The sequence below is a fragment of the Azotobacter armeniacus genome, assembly GCF_054779355.1.
Window position 1 is genome coordinate 98,968 of record NZ_BAAGYK010000154.1, and the last position, 16,821, is coordinate 115,788.

Here is a 16,821-nt window from a genome sequence, read left to right on the forward strand (position 1 = left end):
GGCGCCATTAAACATTTCAAGCACGCCGACTGCCAAGGCCGGCCGGCGCGGCTCGGAGTCAGGAAGCGGGCCGTTACAGGCCCTGCTCGACGAACGGCACGACCAGCGCCAACGCCTTGCCCAGTGCTGCCACCTCGGTACCGCCCCCCTGGGCCATGTCCGGGCGCCCTCCCCCCTTGCCGCCGACTGCTGCCGCCGCCTGCTTCATCAACTCGCCGGCCTTGAGCTTGCCGGTCAGATCCCGGGTAACTCCGGCGACCAGCACCACCTTGCCGTCGAACTCGCCACCGAGGAAGATCACCGCGCTGCCCAGCTTGTTCTTCAACTGGTCGACCAGCGCCAGCAGGGCCTTGCCATCCAGCCCATCGAGACGGGCGGACAGCACCTTGACCCCGGCCACCTCGATGGCCGCGCCGGCCAGGTCGTCACCGGCGGCGCTGGCGGCCTTGGCCTTGAGCTGCTCCAGTTCCTTCTCCAACTGGCGGTTGCGCTCCAGCAGGCCGGCCAGCTTGTCCAGCAGGTTGTCGCGGCTGCCCTTGAGCAGATTGGCGGCTTCCTTGATCTGCTCCTCGGCGCCGTTCAGGTAGTCCAGCGCCGCAGCGCCGGTCACCGCCTCGATGCGCCGTACTCCGGCGGCCACGCCGCCCTCGCTGACGATTTTGAGCAGACCGATATCGCCGGTGCGCTTGGCGTGGATGCCGCCGCACAGCTCGACGGAGAAGCCATCGCCCATGCTCAGCACGCGCACGCTGTCGCCATACTTCTCGCCGAACAGAGCCATGGCGCCCTTGGCCTTGGCGGTGTCGATATCGGTTTCCTCGGTATCCACTGCCGAGTTCTTGCGGATCTCGGCATTGACCAGCGCCTCCAGAGCCTTGATCTGCGCGGGAGTCACCGCCTCGAAGTGGCTGAAGTCGAAGCGCAGGCGCTGGCTGTTGACCAGCGAGCCCTTCTGCTGCACGTGCTCGCCGAGCACCTGACGCAGCGCGGCATGCAGCAAGTGGGTAGCCGAATGGTTGAGCGCAGTGGCACCGCGCACCGAGCCGTCGACCTGGGCCTCCAGAGCCTGACCGACGCGCAAAGTGCCCTCGGCGACCAGGCCGTGGTGCAGGTGGGCACCGCCGGCCTTGGTGGTGTCACGCACGTCAAAGCGCACGCCGCTGGCATCGCTCAGGTAGCCGCAGTCGCCGACCTGGCCGCCGGATTCGGCGTAGAACGGGGTGCGGTCGAGGACCACCACGCCCTCCTCGCCCTCACCGAGCTGCTCGACGGCAGCGCCGTCCTTGAACAGGGCAACCACCTGGCCCTGACCGAAAGTACCTTCGTAGCCGGTGAAAAGGGTGTCGGCATCGACCTTGACCAGGCTGTTGTAGTCCAGGCCGAAGGCGCTGGCGGAGCGGGCGCGCTCGCGCTGAGCCTGCATCTCGCGCTCGAAGCCTTCCTCATCGACGGACAGATCGCGCTCGCGGGCGATGTCGGCGGTCAGGTCGACCGGGAAGCCGTAGGTGTCGTAGAGCTTGAATACCACATCGCCGGGAATGATCGTGCCCTCGAGCTCGCCCAGGTCCTGCTCGAGGATCTTCAGGCCTTGCTCGAGGGTCTTGGCAAACTGCTCTTCCTCAGTCTTCAGCACGCGCTCGATATGTGCCTGCTGCTGCCTGAGCTCCGGATAGGCATCACCCATCTCGGTCACCAGGGCGGCGACGATCTTGTGGAAGAAGGTGCCCTTGGCCCCCAGCTTGTTGCCGTGGCGGCAGGCGCGGCGGATGATGCGGCGCAGCACGTAGCCGCGGCCCTCGTTGGATGGAGTCACGCCGTCGGCGATCAGGAAGCCACAGGAACGGATATGGTCGGCCACCACCTTGAGCGACGGCGCGCCGTCGTTGGCGCAGCCGATGGCCTGCGCGGAGGCGGCCAGCAGGTTCTGGAACAGGTCGATCTCGTAGTTCGAGTGGACGTGCTGCAGCACGGCGCTGATCCGCTCGAGGCCCATGCCGGTGTCCACGCTGGGCGCCGGCAGCGGGTGCATCACGCCGTCCGCGGTGCGGTTGAACTGCATGAACACGTTGTTCCAGATCTCGATGTAGCGGTCGCCGTCCTCTTCCGGCGAGCCAGGCGGGCCGCCCCAGATACCTTCGCCGTGGTCGTAGAAGATCTCGGTGCACGGGCCGCAGGGGCCGGTATCGCCCATCGCCCAGAAGTTGTCCGAGGCGTAGGGAGCACCCTTGTTGTCGCCGATGCGCACCATGCGCTCGGCCGACACGCCGACTTCCCGGGTCCAGATGTCGTAGGCCTCGTCGTCGCTGGCGTAGACGGTGACCCAGAGCTTCTCGGCGGGCAGGCTCAGCCATTTCGGCGAGGTCAGGAACTCCCAGGCATAGGTGATGGCATCGCGCTTGAAATAGTCGCCGAAGCTGAAGTTACCCAGCATTTCGAAGAAGGTGTGATGACGGGCGGTGTAGCCGACGTTCTCCAGATCGTTGTGCTTGCCGCCGGCGCGCACGCACTTCTGGCTGGTGGTAGCACGGGTGTAGGCACGCTTTTCCAAGCCGAGGAAGCAGTCCTTGAACTGGTTCATGCCGGCGTTGGTAAACAGCAGGGTCGGGTCGTTCGCCGGGATCAGCGAACTGGAGGCCACACGGGTGTGCCCCTTCTCTTCGAAGAAGCGGAGGAAGGCTTCACGGATTTCTGCGCTTTTCATAAATGAACGGATCCAGAGAAAACTGCGGCCACGGCAAGATTGGCAAAAGGACACATTATATCGGCCCCAGACGACCACGGTAGAGCTTTCTTCCATCAACGAACCGCTTGCCCGGCCTGCTACAGGGCAGTCGGCACCACCAGGATGCCGGCCTGCTGGCCGTTCGGCACCCCGGGATCGGGAAAGACGATGCGTGCCCCCGCTCCGCTCACCACCCAACGGACGCCACCTGCGCCCTCGGCGAGCAGGTAGCCGACCGGCAGTTCGCTGAAGTTCGCGATACCGCCCGCCAGATGCAGGCAGAACCCGTCGCTGTGCTTGACGATCTCCCGCATCACTACGAAGAGCTGCAGCGCAGCTCAGTTCGCGCTCATCCGGCATCGGAGCGCAGGCGGCGATCAGCTGGCGCAACCCGAACTCCAGCGCGTCGAGCCTGGCGGAGGGGCCGGCCGTGCCCAGTTCGAGGGTGCAGGCCTCGGCGCCGAGACAGCCGAAGGTATAGGCGCTGAAGGTGCTGGGGCCTGGCTCTGCAGCAGCACTGCCTGGATCCCGGCCTGGCGCAGGCGGGCCAGCTCACGCCGGTTGAGCGAACGCCCGGCGATCTGCGGATAGAGGACGAACTGATCGATCCGCGACTCGCGCAAGGCGCTGTGCAGATCGTGCAGACGCTCCAGCAGACAGGCGCGCAGCGCCTCGGGGCCGCAGGCCTCGGCATGCCGGCCGTCGAACATTGTCAGTTGAGGTCGCGACTCAGGCAGGCTCGCCGGCGCGGATCGCCCCGGGATTGCCGAACAGGAACAGCAGCCGCACCCGCGGCTTCAGGACGCCACGGGCCACATCCTGGACCAGCCGGCCGAGCAGTTCGATGGAAGCCGTCTCGTTGCCGTGGATGCCCGCCGAGAGCAGCAGATCCAGCCCGCTGCCCCGCTGGCCGGACAGGGCGACTTCCAGAAACCCCTTCAGCCAGCCAGTGGAGACGGGTGCCCTCGGCGGTGACCTGCACCTTTTCCGTCGGCTCGCGACCCGTCAGGGTCAGTGGTCACACTCGGGGCCATGCACATGGTCGTCATCGCCCGCCTCGGCCGGCTCCATCTCCAGTTGCAGGCTGACCAGATTGGTGGCCATCGGGCGCAACAGCAGGTTGGCGTACTCGGCATCGCCCTCATCCACATCCACGCCGATCAGCAGCTGGCCGTTGGCCTGCTGGACCCAGAGTTCGCGGCCCTGCCAGATCACCGCAAAACGGGTGCAGGAGGTTTCCAGCTGGGTACCATCGGTGTCTTCGAGAACGAGTTGCAGGGCATCGGTCATTGATCAGCTCCAGGGGGTGGACCGCCATAGGCGGCGGGTTCAGTCGATTTGAAAAGGATAGACGGAGCCCAATCCCAGCAGCTGCGTCAGCCCATCCAGTGCCGTGCGGCACTCGGCGAGCAGTTGGGGATGGGCCAGGTCGTGCAGAGCCTGCGTCTTCGCCAGGCCCTGACGGACAGCCGTAGTCGTGAATCGGGCCGACCAGCCCGTCGGAACTCACTTCCAGTGCGCTCATCGCCCGCCCCCGCGCGGCTGGGCGGCGAGCGGCGCCGCACGCACCTGGGCACCGGCACAGAGCTGCAGGCGCCTGGCGGTCAGCGGATCGACCACCAAGGTGCCGGCCGCCACTCGCGCCGGGGCGGCGGTGATGCGGCACTCCTGGCGCTGGCGGTTGTGGATCAGGTAGGGCTCGGCTTCATCCCCTGGGGTGCCGACCGCCAGCACCAGGGTCTGGCTGTCGCACACGGCCCGGATCTTTGCCGTTTCACATTCGACCACCGGGCCGGCATCGAAGATGTCGACGTAGCCCTGGTAACTGAAGCCCTCCGATCGAAGCATCGCCAACGCCGGCTCGCTGTGCGGGTGCACGCGGCCGATCGCCGCGCGCGCCTCCTCGGAAAGGAAGCAGCTGTAGAGCGGAAACCTGGGCATCAGCTGGGCGATGAAGGCACGATTGCCGACTCCGGTGAGGTAGTCGGCCTGGCGGAACTCCATGCGGAAGAAGTGCCGGCCGAGGCTTTCCCAGAACGGCGAGCGGGCGTTGGCATCGGACATGCCGCGCAATTCGGCAATCACCTTGTCGGCGAACAGCGTGCGGAATTCGGCGAGAAACAGCAGGCGCGACTTCGCCAGCAGGCGGCCGTTCAGCCCGCTGCGGTGCTCGGCCTGGAGGAACAGCGAGCAGAGCTCGGAATTGCCGGTCAGGTCGTTGGCGAGGAACAGCGTGGGAATCTCCCGGTACAGCTCCAGCTCCCGCGAGGCGCTGACAGTCAGCCCGACCCGGTAGTTGTACCAGGGCTCGCGCAGCCCCACGGCGGCGGTCAGCCCGGCGATGCCGGCGATCCGCCCCTGGTCGGTTTCCAGCACGAACAGATAGTCGGCGTCGGCCTTCGCGGCCTCGCCGCGAAAGCTCCGCTCCGCCATCGCGACGCGCTGCGCCAGGCGTTCCTCGTTGGACGGCAGCGAGGTCAGGCCGGTACCTGCGCCGGTGCTGCGGGCAAGGTCGATCAGCGCGGGCAGGTCGGCGTTGCGCACGGGACGAACGATCATGTTTCCTCCGCCAGAATCACGAGCGCAAGGCCGCTCACAGGGCCACCAGGCGCAGGCTGTCGCCTTCGCCGACGCCGAGGGCCGCAGCCGTTTCGGCGCTCAGCGTCAGCGGCTGGCCGGGCGTCCAGTCCAGTTCGACCAGGCTGGCGCGAAAATCCTGCAGGCCGCCGTTGCTGAGCAGGTAGGTCCGGCCGGTACACTCGCCGGCACTGATGGCCAGCGGCGCCACGGCGCTGCGGGCGATGGAGCGGACGCCGGCGGTGCGCGCATGCAGGATCGGCCCACCGTCGAAGATGTCGATGTAATGCTCGGTCTCGAAACCCTCGCGGGTCATGATGTCGAAGCTGATCTGCGCGCGTGGGTGGACCTGACCCATGGCCTCCTGGGCGGCATCCGGCAGCAGCGGCACGTAGATCGGATAGTGCGGCATCAGCTCGGCGAGGAAGGTGCGACTGCGCAGGCTGGACAGGCGCTCGGCCGCCGCGTAGCTCATGTCGAAGAAGTGCCGACCGACCGCGTCCCAGAATGGCGAGTCGCCCTGGTCGTCGCTCGGCCCGAGAATTTCCACCACCACGGCGTCTGCGAAGCGCTCCGGATGGCTGGCCATGAACAGCAGGCGGCCGCGGGAGATCAGCTCGGCCCAGGGCGTATGCAGCAGCGTCGGCTCGACGTGGAAACTGCTCAGCAGGCTGTTGCCGGTCAGATCGTGACAGATCGACAGCACATGGATCTTGTTGTGAATCTTCAGCTCGCGCGAGGCATGCACGAAGGTCTCGTTGCGAAAACTGTAGAAGGCCTCGGAATAACCAGCCGAGGCGACGATCCCCGAGCAGCCGAGCAGGCGCCCGCTACCCGCCTCCTCAAGGACGAAGAAGTAGCGCTCCTCACCGTTGAAGCTGACCTCCGCGGCGAACGAGGACTCGGACACGGCGATCTTTTCGCGCAGGCGCTCGCGATCGTCGGGCAACGAAGTGACGCCGATCGGGCTATCCGCGGCCAGACGCTGAACCTCGGCCAGATCGGCCATTTGCGCGGGGCGCATCACCAGCATGGGGCGTCACTCCTTGGAGACGGGCCGGACCGCACCGTCCCGTGTCTTGCGCCGATCAGCCGCGGACCAGCCGGGCGATGGCTCTCTCGAAGCGCTCCAGGCCCTCGTCGATGTCGGCGTCCTCGATCACCAGGCTCGGCGCAAAACGCACCACGTCGGCACCGGCCTGGAGCACCATCAGGGCCTCCTGCTCGGCGGCGACCAGCACGTCGCGGGACTTGCCCCTCCAAGGCTCGCTCAGCACGCTGCCGATCAGCATGCCCATGCCGCGCACCTGGCTGAAGATGCCGTACTGCCGGCCGATCGCCTCGAGCCGGGTCTTGAAGCGCTGGTGCTTGATCTTCACCCCCTGAAGCACCTCCGGGGTGTTGACCACATCGATCACCGCCTCGGCCACCGCGCAGGCCAGCGGGTTGCCGCCGAAGGTGGTGCCGTGCACGCCGGCCGAGAAGTGCCTGGCCAGGTCGGTGCGGGTAAGCATGGCGCCGATCGGGAAACCGCCGCCCAGCCCCTTGGCCGTGGAGAGGATGTCCGGAACCACGCCGTAGTGCATGTAGGCGAAGAGTTCGCCGGTGCGACCGACGCCGGTCTGCACCTCGTCGAAGATCAGCAGCGCGTTGTACTGATCGCACAGCCGGCGCGCACCTTCCAGGTAGGCCTGCTGGGCCGGCAGGATGCCGCTCTCGCCCTGGATCGGCTCCAGCACCACCGCACAGGTCCGTTCGGAGATCACCGCCTCCAGGGCAGCCAGGTCGTTGTAGGGGACATGGGTGATGCCTTCGGGCTTCGGCCCGAAGCCGTCGGAGTACTTGGGCTGGCCGGTGACGCTGACGGTGAAGAAAGTACGCCCGTGGAAGCTGTCCAACGCAGAGATGATCTCGCATTTCTCCGCCCCGAAGCGGTCGTGGGCGACACGCCGAGCCAGCTTGAAGGCCGCCTCGTTGGCCTCGGCGCCGGAGTTGCAGAAGAACGCCCGGTCGGCGAAGGTAGCATCCTCCAGCTTCTTCGCCAGGCGCAGAGTCGGCTCGTTGGTGAAAATGTTCGATACGTGCCAGATCTTCCCGGCCTGTTCGGTCAACGCCGCCACCAGCCGCGGATGGCAGTGGCCGAGGGAGTTCACCGCGATCCCGCCGCTGAAGTCGATCAGCTCTCGACCGCTCTGATCCCAGACTCGCGAACCCTGGCCGCGCACCGGAATGAAGGCGGCAGGGGCATAGTTGGGGACCATCAGCTGGTCGAAATCGGTGCGTTGCACCTGAGCATGCTCAACGGACATCGGGAACTCCTGCCACGATAGGTTAGCGAAGAAGAATTCTAGGAATGGCCCCGCGACGGGCATTTCCGCCAAGCGACAACTTGTTGTTGCAGTGCCCATCCGCAGGGTTCCCCACTTTCCGGCGACGGCGCGGAAAGCATCAGGAAGGCGCAGTTTAAACACTGTACGGCTTGGGGGAAGCGGCTCGACGAAAAATTCTCCCGGCGAAAGCCGGCCCCGGCCCGAATCACGGCTCGACCGGCGCAGTCGACTCGAACTGGCCGCCGGCGCGGCGCTGGTTGCGGTCTTCCCGGGGGGTGGTGCCGAAGAAGCTGCGGTAGGTGCTGGAGAAATGCGGCCCGGAGGAAAAGCCGCAGGACAGGCCGATCTGAATGATTGATTTGCTGGTCTGCAGCAGCAGCTGGCGAGCCTTGTTCAGGCGCAGCTCCAAGTAGTACTGGCTCGGCACCCGGTTCAGGTACTGCTTGAAGATTCGCTCCAGCTGGCGCCGCGAGACACAGACGTGCTGGGCGATCTCGTCGGTGGTCAAAGGCTCCTCGATGTTGGCCTCCATCAGCAGCACCGCCTGGGTCAGCTTCGGATGGCTGGAGCCGAGGCGATTCTGCAGCGGCACGCGCTGACGCTCGCCGCCCTCGCGAATGCGCTCGACCACCAGTTCCTCACTGACCGCGCAGGCCAGCTCGGCACCATGGTCCTGGGCCAGCACCGCGAGCAGCAGGTCGAGCACCGCCAGGCCGCCGCAGGCGGTGAGGCGGTCACGGTCCCAGTCGAACAGATGACTGGTGGCGATCACCCGGGGAAAGCGCTCGGCGAAATCCTCCTGCCAGCGCCAGTGCACCGCCGCCCGGTAGCCGTCGAGCAGCCCGAGCTGGGCCAGCGGATAGACCCCGGCGGATAGCCCGCCGAGCTGGCAGCCCTCGCGCGCCGCCTGCCTGAGCGCTGCGGCCAGCGACGGCGCCACGCAGACGGTCGGCGCGTCGGCTAGTAGCAGTAGCTTGTCGAAGCCGCCCAACCGGCCCTCCCAGGGCACGCCGGGCAGGCGCCAACCGCCCTCCTGCGGTACCTCGGCCTGCAGGAAGCACAAATCGTAGCGCGCCTGCGGCTGCAGGTGAGTGGCGAGCTGCAGGGCTTCCTCGGCCAGGGCCGGGGTCAGGGCCCTGGTTCCGGGCCAGAGGAGAAAGCCGATTCGATGGGCAGTCATGGCAAGCGACGAAGCTTCCGGTGCCGGACGTTGAAAAATCCTCGCCGGCAGAACGGGCTCCGGCAAAGGCGAGCAGCATTCTAGCAGGACGGGGCGAACGACCGCTCAGCCATGCCAGCCCCCTCCCCCGAAAACCGAACGCCCCGCCGCGGCGGGAGCCGGGGCGGGGTGTCGTCGGGCGCAGCCGGTCAGGCGCGCTAGGCGCAGGCGGTCTGCATCTGGCGATGGATGTCGATGAGCTGCTGCACTACCGACGGATCGGCCAGGGTGGAGATGTCGCCCAGGCCGTCGTATTCACTGACGGAGATCTTACGCAGGATGCGCCGCATGATCTTGCCCGAACGGGTCTTCGGCAGCCCCGACGCCCACTGAATTACGTCCGGCGTGGCAATCGGGCCGATTTCTCGGCGGATCCAGCTCTTCAGCTCCTGACGCAGCGCCTCGGAGGCGGCTACCCCGTCGTTCAGGGTGACGTAGACATAGATGCCCTGCCCCTTGATGTCGTGCGGGATGCCGACCACCGCTGCTTCGGCGACCTTCGGATGGGCCACCATGGCGCTCTCGATCTCGGCGGTCCCCATGCGGTGACCGGAGACGTTCAACACATCGTCGACGCGACCGGTGATCCAGTAGTAGCCGTCCTCGTCGCGACGGGCGCCGTCGCCGGTGAAGTACATGCCCTTGAAGGTCTTGAAGTAGGTGTCGACGAAGCGGTCATGATCGCCATACAGGCTGCGTGCCTGGCCCGGCCAGGAGTCGATGATCACCAGATTGCCTTCGGCCGCACCCTCGATCAGGTTGCCCAGGTTGTCCACCAGCGCCGGCTGCACGCCGAAGAACGGACGGGTCGCCGATCCCGGCTTGAGGGCAGTGGCGCCCGGCAGGGGGCTGATCAGGATGCCGCCTGTTTCGGTCTGCCACCAGGTATCGACGATCGGGCACTGCTCCCGGCCGATGTTCTCGTAGTACCACTGCCAGGCTTCCGGGTTGATCGGCTCGCCCACCGAGCCGAGCAGACGCAGACTGGAGCCATCGGCGCCCGCCACTGCCGCCTTTCCCTTGGCCATCATGGCGCGAATGGCGGTCGGCGCGGTGTAGAGGACGTTCACCTGGTGCTTGTCGATGACTTGGGAAATGCGGGTCACGTCGGGATAACTGGGGATGCCCTCGAACAGCAGCGTGGTGGCACCGTTGGCCAGCGGCCCGTAGACAATATAGCTGTGGCCGGTGACCCATCCCACATCGGCGGTGCACCAGTAGACTTCGCCCGGACGGTAGTCGAACACCCGCTCATGGGTCAGCGAGGCATACAGCAGGTAGCCGCCCGTGGTGTGCACCACACCCTTCGGCTTGCCGGTGGAACCCGAGGTATAGAGGAGGAACAGCGGCTCCTCGGCGCCCATTTCCTTCGGGGCGCAGATGCTGCCGGCCACCTTCATCAGGTCCTCGTACCAGATGTCGCGGTGCGAGTGCCACCTGACGTCGCCGCCGGTGCGCTTGCAGACGATAACCTTGTTGACGCTGTAGGTATCCGGATTGGTCAGCGCCTCGTCGACGTTGGCCTTCAACAGAACCTTCTTGCCGCCGCGCAGACCTTCATCGGAGGTGATCACTACCTTCGACTTGCAGTCGGCGATGCGCCCGGCCAATGCATCCGGAGAGAAGCCGCCGAATACCACCGAATGGATCGCGCCGATACGGGCACAGGCCAGCATGGCCACCACGGCCTCGGGGATCATCGGCATGTAGATGGTCACCACGTCGCCGCGATGGACATCCTGACCGCGCAGGGCATTGGCGAACTTGCAGACATCCTCATGCAGCTCACGGTAGGTGATCAGGCGTTGCTCGGACGGATCGTCGCCTTCCCAGATGATCGCCAGCTGGTCGCCGCGCTCTTCGAGGTGACGGTCCAGGCAGTTGTAGGAGGCGTTCAGGATGCCATCGGCGAACCACTTGATATCGACGTGGTGATCGTCGAAGGAGGTCTGCTTGACCTTGGTAAAAGGCTTGATCCAGTCCAGGCGCTTGGCCTGCTCACGCCAGAAGCCATCGGGGTTGATTACCGACTGCTGGTACATGGCCTTGTAGGAGACCTCGTCGGTAAAGGATTGAGCAGTAACTTCAGGACGTACGGGGTACAGGGAAGCGGCGCACATAAATAAGTTTTCCTTGCCAAAACAAAATTATTTTTATTGGCTGCAATTTTTAGCCTCTTGACAGTTGCTTCAAAATTCGACAATGGTCTTAACGAAATTTGGCCAAAAGAAGCTACGGGGGGCAGGATAGCGTCATACTTCATGCGCCCGGGAAACGGGGCCTCGGGCTCCTCTGCGCAAGCAATGCGGTGCAGTGCCGCAGATGCTTCGGCGTGAAGCCAATCCATGCGCCGTCGCGCTTTCCAAGCGACTCAGGCCGGCGTCTGCCCAGCCCGCTCCAACAGACGCCGGGCCCGCCCCACGACCGGTGCGTCGATCATCTGCCCGTCGACCACGAACACCCCCTCGCCGGAAGCCGCGGCCGCCATGACCCGCCGGGCCCAGGCCAGCTCCTCGGCGCCAGGCATGAAAGCCTCGTGGACCACGGCGATCTGGTCCGGATGGATGCACAGCAGGCCGCCGAACCCCATGTCGCGGGCCTGCCGCGCGCGCCAGGCCAGTCCGGCCAGGTTCTGGATGGCCGGAAAGATGGTCTCCAGCGGCGCGGCCAGACGGGCGGTGCGCGACTGCAGCAGCAGCGCATAGCGAACCTGGTCCATGATCCGCTCGCCACCCTCGCTGCCGGCGGCCAGCCCCAGATCCAGTCCCAGATCGAGGCCACCATAGGTCAGCCGCTCGACCCCCGGAACGCGGGCGATCGCTGGCAGAGCATGCAGTCCTACCGCACTCTCGACGGCTGGCCACACCGGCTTGCCGGACGCGGCCACCAGGCTGACCTGCACCGCGCTTTCCACCTTGGGCAGCACCACGCCGAGAATGCCCGGCTGGCGGCGGCACAGCTCCAGATCCGCGGCCTGCTGGGGATGAACCGGAGCATTGATGCGCACCAGCAGCCGGGCCTGCGGATAGTCGGTCAGAAAGGCGTCCAGACTGGCGCGGGCCTCGGCCTTGAGGCTTTCCTCGACCGTATCCTCGAGATCGACGATGACCGCGTCGGCACCGCAGGCCAAAGCCTTGGGGATGCGCTCCGGGCGGCTTGCCGGGACGAACAGGGCGGAACGGATGGGGGCTGGATGCATGGCTGTCCTCTCGCTTCTTCTCGTTACGGGAAATGGCATGATGCCCGAACCCGGGATCGTGCCGGACGATCAAAGCGCGCCAACCCATGCATCGCAAGCTCGGACGCGGGATATCGGCAGAACGAAAAAGGGCGAAGAAAAGCGAAGAGATGGAACAGCGTCGGGAATGGGCAAAAAAGAGGGCGACTCGAGGTCGCCCGCCCATCATTCCACTAGGAATGCAAACAAAACACTTGGATCGAATCTCCTGATCCAGGACGTTTTCCTTATATCCGACCGCCCGTGGAGCGAGGCATTGCACCAAGGTCTAACAACCGACTGCTGCCGGCTGGAAACGCCAGGCTCAGACAGCCCCGCCGCTCAGCCCGGGCTGCTGCCCTGTACCGGGCTGTGGCGTGGCGATCCTCTCGCGCAGCCGGTCGGTCATTTCCAGCCCCAGCTCGGTGGCCACCTCGCGCCCCTCCTCGGCCGTTACCTTGAGCTTGTCGGTAAGGTTGTCGCTGGCCTCTCCGAGCAGTTGGTCCTCCTGCTGGGTGGTCGGCAGCATGCCGGCGATCAGCGCTCCCACTGCGATGCCGAGCGCCCCCAGCACCAACGGCTGTTCGTGCAGCAGGGTGTCGAAGCCGCTCCGTGCTTGCTGCGCCCGATGGCGCAGGGAGTCGGCGGCATGCTGACTGGAGTCGCTCAGGTGCTGCCGCGCCGAGCCTAGACTGTCACTCACCCCCTCGCCCAGATGCTCGGCCTTCTCGCGGATGCCGGCGGCCCGTTGCCTGGCTTTCTCCGTCAAGGAGGGGCCGCTCGACTCCATCGCAGCATCGCCGGCATAGACCTGGGTCCTCAGCGTGCGGTTCTGGCTGGTTAACAGCCATAGCAATCCGACCGAAGTCAGCACGGTCGGCATCGGATTGGCGGCGACAGTGTTGGACAGGTTGGACATGAATTCACCGCCATGCCCCTTGGTATAACCCAGCGCCTTGTCCAGCAGTTCGCCGGGGGACAGCTTGTTTTCCAAGGCATGAACGATGTTGCTGATTTCCGCACGCTGTTGGTCGATTTCCCGTTCCAGGGTATCCGGATCCTTCTGCGCTTCGAGGTCGATTCTGCTCTGCGTGCTCATTGGGCAGCCTCCCGAATGGCAGCTTTATCTTTCTGCAGGGTGTGCAACGTGCGCGACGGCTTGAACGCGGACGGGGCGAACTTCTTCTTGCCGCCCTGGACCAGGATATAGCCGATTACCACCACCACCACACCAACGATTAACGCCGCCAGCCAGGCATCCATCACCTGACTCAGGGCGTAGACCGCGGCCTGCAGGAGAATGATGAGGCCAGCGAGCAGCACCGCGCCGCCGCCTGCCAGAGAGACAATGCCCGCCTTGGTGGCATTGATCGACTCACTGATCTCCACCTTGGCCAGGGCCAGTTCCTTGGTGATCAAGGAGGGCAGTTCCCTGCCCAACTGGCCAAGCAGGCCCACGATGCTAGTGCCGCCTTTCTCGGCATCGGTGCGGGCGGTATGTGGATGAATGGTCGCACTGGGCCGGCCCGTGTCCGATCGTATTGCATCCGGTCGGACCGTGTCAGAGCTCGCCGTCTCGGGCTGTGCCGCATCAGGCCGGGCCGCGTCGGGCCGGGCCTGGTTCGGTGAATAGTTCCGGTTGCCGGTCGATTCGTTCATCGCTTCACTCCTCAGTTCGAGCCTTTGTCGCTTTGGCTGGTCGGCCCCGTGCTTTGGATGCCTGTCTGGGTGGAACCGGTCATGCTGATATCGCCAGGCGGCAACGGCTGGGTGCTTCTGCCGATGGGTTTGCTGGTGCTGACGGTGCCGTCCGGCGTGGCGGTAACCGTGGTCCTCGTGACGTCTGAGCCCGCCTGACTGCCAGTCAGCCCCAGACCGGCGCTCTCTTGGTCGAGCGCGCTGCCAGGCATGGGCCGGGACAGCCCGCTTTCCGCTTGCCGGGAGGGTTGCGGTGAGCGGTGCCCGGAGGCGCGGGCGAAACGGGTCAGGCCAAAACCGACAGCGATACTGCCAGTGAGAAACAGCGCCGGGTTGTCCTTGGCCAGGCGATTCGCCTCATGGAACAGTTGTTCGGCGCTCTTGCCGCGCAGTTGGTCGGCAAATTTGAACAGGCGGTCGGCGGCGTCCAGCACGTAGTTCGACAGCCTCTGCTCGTCCTGCTCCTCAAGCTCGCAAGCCGCAGCACGGGCACCCTCGGCAATCTTCTCCAGCTCATCCGCAGCACTTTGAGTGTAGGTTTCCAGCGGGTCCTTGCTCTTGACTTGCCGCTTGGCTTCGCTGGTCACCTGATCGACTGCTTCTTCTGGCGGCTCGTGGAAAACATTGCTTGCCGGAAGGCCTTTCCGGCTGTTGGATCGTGGAGTGCGTTCAGTAGGTCTGGGCATGGTCTTGTCCACCTTGATTTCTCTGCAAGCCACCGCCCCGTGCAGGTGGTGGTGCGATGTCGGAAAAACAGCCTTCTTACTTGCGTCCTTCCTATTAGGTGACAGGCCCTTTCCAACCGAGTTCGAGCGAAACGATGAACTATGGCTCGACGGCATTCGGCGCCTCTTCCTGAACTTTCCCAGCGATTTCGCAATCCACCGGGGAATTCGCGAGAAGGAGGGAAAGCCCATGAAAACCCTGCTCGGACTCACCGTCGCCATCGCCCTGCTGACCTCCCTGCCTAGCTTCGCCTGCACCCCGGATGAAATCACCATCAAGGCCAAGGAACTCGCAGCCAATGTGCATTGGCTCACCCAGAGCGATCCGCAGAAAGCTGTCGAGATTTACAGGAAAGTTCGAAGAATGCGGCGCGAATACACCGCCGAATCGCTCCCCAACGAATGTGCCGCCTATGAGCTGCGACTGCAGGAGCTGGAAGAGGCGGCTGCCGAAGCAGAGAGCAATGGGGAGGCGAACTACTACTATTAAGAAGCAGCCCTTTCAAGGTCTTTGCGTAAACTCTCCCCCTATAATCGATCGGGAGGGTAAGACGATGTGGGATGCGGTTCTGGCGCGGTTCGAGAAGTAGGCACCGGCCAGTGTCATGGCGCGTCTGACGCTGGAGCGGGCGATGCCGGCCGCCTGGGTCGACGACGTGTTCGAGGCCAACCGGCAACGCCAGTGTCCACGCGAGCTGCTGTTTTCCACTGTGGTCGAGCTGATGTCGCTGGTTTCCCTGGGGTTGCGCCCTTCGCTGCATGCCACCGCGCGCCCGATGGACAACCTGCCCGTATCGCTGGCGGCGCTGCTGGGGTTTGCCGTGGCGGTGCTGGCCTGCAACCTCCAGGCGGTGCTCGAGCGCAGTGTCGAACAGACCCATCGCGAACAGCTTCCCGAGGGCTGGGAGGCGTCCCCCTACCACCTGGCGGTCCAGGTCAGAAGCCGTTACGAGGGGATGCTCGTCGCGCTGCCGGTGGAGCACTGGCCGGCCTGGGCCGACGATTCGGCCTGCACACTGGCACAGCGCCTGTTGGCGTTGGCGCGGTACATCAAGCCCAGCCAGGTGGCCACCAGCAAGCGTGGCCCCAAGGTGAAAAAGACCAGGGACTGGGTCGATGGCGCCACAGCCCGCGCTCATCTCTCTACGGCCTGTGCAATCAAAGCCTCGAAAGGCAAAAGACCTTGAAAGGGTCTGCTATAAGAAGGCCCTTAAATAGATTCCGGAAAGGGCCGTAGAGACCGCTAAAGACCGGGCTCTACAGAAAATCTACTCTTGGGCCGGATTAATAATAACCAAGCCTTCAAGCAGTGGATCGCTCGAAGCGGTTTCGAGCATTGTCTCGACTCAGAGGTTGTGAAAAATTCAAGCGGCTGCTGCGCCCCCCCCTTCAAAACAGCCGCTAAAACGTTGCGCTACGTGAAAAGTAAGACCATTTGGCTCATAAACTCTCCCGCTTTTCACATGGCACGCCTTTTTGAAGGGGATTGGAGAGGCTCTCACGGCACTGTTCGATTTTTTCACAACCTCTCAGAAGAATGCAGCTGCAGACAGCCTTTCCGTCCTTTCGCTTGGCTCGCAGCAAAGCTGAAAGGACGGGGACTGCTGCGGCGTCAAGCTGCTTGTGCGGCGTTACCGCTTGCCGGGCTCCTATTGCTGACAGCCTTGCCGCACCGTGCATTTCGCTGGCAATTGGGGCGGATCTGTCCTTCGAGCACTTACGGCGAACCGGGCTGCCCCTTCCAGGCGAACTCAACCGGGCGCTCTCCGGGCCGTGCGCTCAAGCGTCCTTGTCTTAATGGTTAATCGGCCCTTCGCTGAAGAGGTATTCCTTGAACTCTCCGGAAAACTTGGGATCTTTGCGGCGGATCCACTCCAGCACCATGGCCGCGTGTTCCTTCTCCTCATCCCGGTTGTGCGCGAGGATGGCCTTGAGTTCCGGGTCTCTGCAGGCAGAGACCCGCTGGTTGTACCAGTCGATGGCTTCGAGCTCTTCCATCAGCGAAACGATGGCCCGGTGCATGTCCCGGGTTTCGGCGGAAAGCTCTTCGATGGGCTCGTGATAACCGACGCTGGACATATCCATTCTCCTGTTGGCTTGGGCGAAGAAAACCGTTCGGCTCGTCTGTTACGAAAACGGCAGTCGCCATTCCACGGCTTGATGCCTTCGGGACTACAGCCGCCCGAATCCGTGGAAAAAGCGCAAGCAGCCAAAGCCTTTATGACCCTCTCTGCAGCCGCATGGTTGCACACCAGGTGCGGCGGTACCGCGCAGGGTGCCGCGGATGGCGTACGCAGCCTGTTGCGGCAGACACTCGCTTAATGAAGTAAAGA

13 protein-coding genes and 3 pseudogenes are annotated in these 16,821 nt (G+C 64.7%); 2 read left to right on the forward strand and 14 right to left on the reverse strand.

Annotation, left to right across the window (positions count from 1 at the left end; all coding sequences use genetic code 11):
• Positions 1-73: 73 nt before the first annotated feature.
• The 13 genes and pseudogenes from alaS to ACYVD0_RS20345 form a co-directional block, all read right to left on the reverse strand.
• Positions 74-2,701, reverse strand: coding sequence for an alanine--tRNA ligase (alaS, locus tag ACYVD0_RS20285; protein ID WP_460428471.1), 2,628 nt, complete (start codon positions 2,699-2,701; stop codon positions 74-76).
• Positions 2,702-2,820: 119 nt separating this feature from the next.
• Positions 2,821-3,737 (reverse strand): annotated as a pseudogene (locus tag ACYVD0_RS20290) (succinylglutamate desuccinylase).
• Entirely contained in the window at positions 3,734-4,012 is a 279-nt protein-coding gene (locus ACYVD0_RS20295) for a topoisomerase II (protein WP_089168681.1), read from the reverse strand. The pseudogene ACYVD0_RS20290 and the gene ACYVD0_RS20295 overlap by 4 nt, the downstream one beginning before the upstream one ends.
• A gap of 39 nt (positions 4,013-4,051) precedes the next feature.
• Positions 4,052-4,192: pseudogene (locus tag ACYVD0_RS20300) on the reverse strand (N-succinylarginine dihydrolase); the annotation flags it as partial.
• Positions 4,193-4,243: 51 nt separating this feature from the next.
• A complete protein-coding gene (gene astA, locus ACYVD0_RS20305; RefSeq protein ID WP_460428472.1) occupies positions 4,244-5,281 on the reverse strand; it encodes an arginine N-succinyltransferase in 1,038 nt (345 codons plus the stop codon).
• 34 nt (positions 5,282-5,315) lie between these two features.
• Entirely contained in the window at positions 5,316-6,332 is a 1,017-nt protein-coding gene (aruF, locus tag ACYVD0_RS20310; protein ID WP_460428473.1) for an arginine N-succinyltransferase, read from the reverse strand.
• 55 nt (positions 6,333-6,387) lie between these two features.
• Positions 6,388-7,608 carry an aspartate aminotransferase family protein gene (locus tag ACYVD0_RS20315; protein ID WP_460428474.1) on the reverse strand — a complete coding sequence of 407 codons (1,221 nt, stop codon included), beginning with the start codon at positions 7,606-7,608 and terminating at the stop codon, positions 6,388-6,390.
• 226 nt (positions 7,609-7,834) lie between these two features.
• Positions 7,835-8,809 (reverse strand): GlxA family transcriptional regulator, encoded by a 975-nt coding sequence (locus ACYVD0_RS20320; protein ID WP_460428475.1) that lies wholly within the window; start codon positions 8,807-8,809, stop codon positions 7,835-7,837.
• Between the two features lie 197 nt (positions 8,810-9,006).
• Positions 9,007-10,968, reverse strand: coding sequence for an acetate--CoA ligase (gene acs / locus ACYVD0_RS20325; protein ID WP_460428476.1), 1,962 nt, complete (start codon positions 10,966-10,968; stop codon positions 9,007-9,009).
• A gap of 251 nt (positions 10,969-11,219) precedes the next feature.
• The gene (locus ACYVD0_RS20330; protein ID WP_460428477.1) at positions 11,220-12,047 is read right to left on the reverse strand and encodes an HpcH/HpaI aldolase/citrate lyase family protein; all 828 of its coding nucleotides are present in this window, start codon (positions 12,045-12,047) and stop codon (positions 11,220-11,222) included.
• A 343-nt stretch (positions 12,048-12,390) separates the two neighbouring features.
• Entirely contained in the window at positions 12,391-13,164 is a 774-nt protein-coding gene (locus ACYVD0_RS20335; RefSeq protein WP_460428478.1) for a DUF3618 domain-containing protein, read from the reverse strand.
• On the reverse strand, positions 13,161-13,574 hold the full coding sequence (locus tag ACYVD0_RS20340) for a phage holin family protein (protein ID WP_460428547.1): 414 nt from the start codon (positions 13,572-13,574) through the stop codon (positions 13,161-13,163). The genes ACYVD0_RS20335 and ACYVD0_RS20340 overlap by 4 nt, the downstream gene beginning before the upstream one ends.
• 161 nt (positions 13,575-13,735) lie before the next feature.
• A complete protein-coding gene (locus tag ACYVD0_RS20345) occupies positions 13,736-14,350 on the reverse strand; it encodes a hypothetical protein (RefSeq protein WP_460428479.1) in 615 nt (204 codons plus the stop codon).
• 328 nt (positions 14,351-14,678) lie between these two features.
• Between ACYVD0_RS20345 and ACYVD0_RS20350 the strand changes: the two genes are divergently transcribed.
• Both ACYVD0_RS20350 and ACYVD0_RS20355 read left to right on the forward strand, forming a co-directional pair.
• The gene (locus ACYVD0_RS20350; protein WP_460428480.1) at positions 14,679-14,978 is read left to right on the forward strand and encodes a hypothetical protein; all 300 of its coding nucleotides are present in this window, start codon (positions 14,679-14,681) and stop codon (positions 14,976-14,978) included.
• Positions 14,979-15,093: 115 nt separating this feature from the next.
• Positions 15,094-15,297: pseudogene (locus ACYVD0_RS20355) on the forward strand (IS4 family transposase); the annotation flags it as partial.
• A 985-nt stretch (positions 15,298-16,282) separates the two neighbouring features.
• Here ACYVD0_RS20355 and ACYVD0_RS20360 read toward each other — a convergent pair.
• Entirely contained in the window at positions 16,283-16,567 is a 285-nt protein-coding gene (locus ACYVD0_RS20360; protein ID WP_460428481.1) for an encapsulin-associated ferritin-like protein, read from the reverse strand.
• Between the last annotated feature and the right edge of the window lie 254 nt (positions 16,568-16,821).

Coding starts and splice junctions, on each gene's coding strand:
- ACYVD0_RS20350 (WP_460428480.1), top strand. CDS start 14,679: ATGAAAACCCTGCTCGGACTCACCGTCGCCATCGCCCTGCTGACCTCC.
- alaS (WP_460428471.1), bottom strand. CDS start 2,701: ATGAAAAGCGCAGAAATCCGTGAAGCCTTCCTCCGCTTCTTCGAAGAG.
- ACYVD0_RS20335 (WP_460428478.1), bottom strand. CDS start 13,164: ATGAGCACGCAGAGCAGAATCGACCTCGAAGCGCAGAAGGATCCGGAT.
- aruF (WP_460428473.1), bottom strand. CDS start 6,332: ATGCTGGTGATGCGCCCCGCGCAAATGGCCGATCTGGCCGAGGTTCAG.
- ACYVD0_RS20320 (WP_460428475.1), bottom strand. CDS start 8,809: ATGACTGCCCATCGAATCGGCTTTCTCCTCTGGCCCGGAACCAGGGCC.
- astA (WP_460428472.1), bottom strand. CDS start 5,281: ATGATCGTTCGTCCCGTGCGCAACGCCGACCTGCCCGCGCTGATCGAC.
- acs (WP_460428476.1), bottom strand. CDS start 10,968: ATGTGCGCCGCTTCCCTGTACCCCGTACGTCCTGAAGTTACTGCTCAA.
- ACYVD0_RS20315 (WP_460428474.1), bottom strand. CDS start 7,608: ATGTCCGTTGAGCATGCTCAGGTGCAACGCACCGATTTCGACCAGCTG.
- ACYVD0_RS20330 (WP_460428477.1), bottom strand. CDS start 12,047: ATGCATCCAGCCCCCATCCGTTCCGCCCTGTTCGTCCCGGCAAGCCGC.
- ACYVD0_RS20360 (WP_460428481.1), bottom strand. CDS start 16,567: ATGTCCAGCGTCGGTTATCACGAGCCCATCGAAGAGCTTTCCGCCGAA.
- ACYVD0_RS20295 (WP_089168681.1), bottom strand. CDS start 4,012: ATGACCGATGCCCTGCAACTCGTTCTCGAAGACACCGATGGTACCCAG.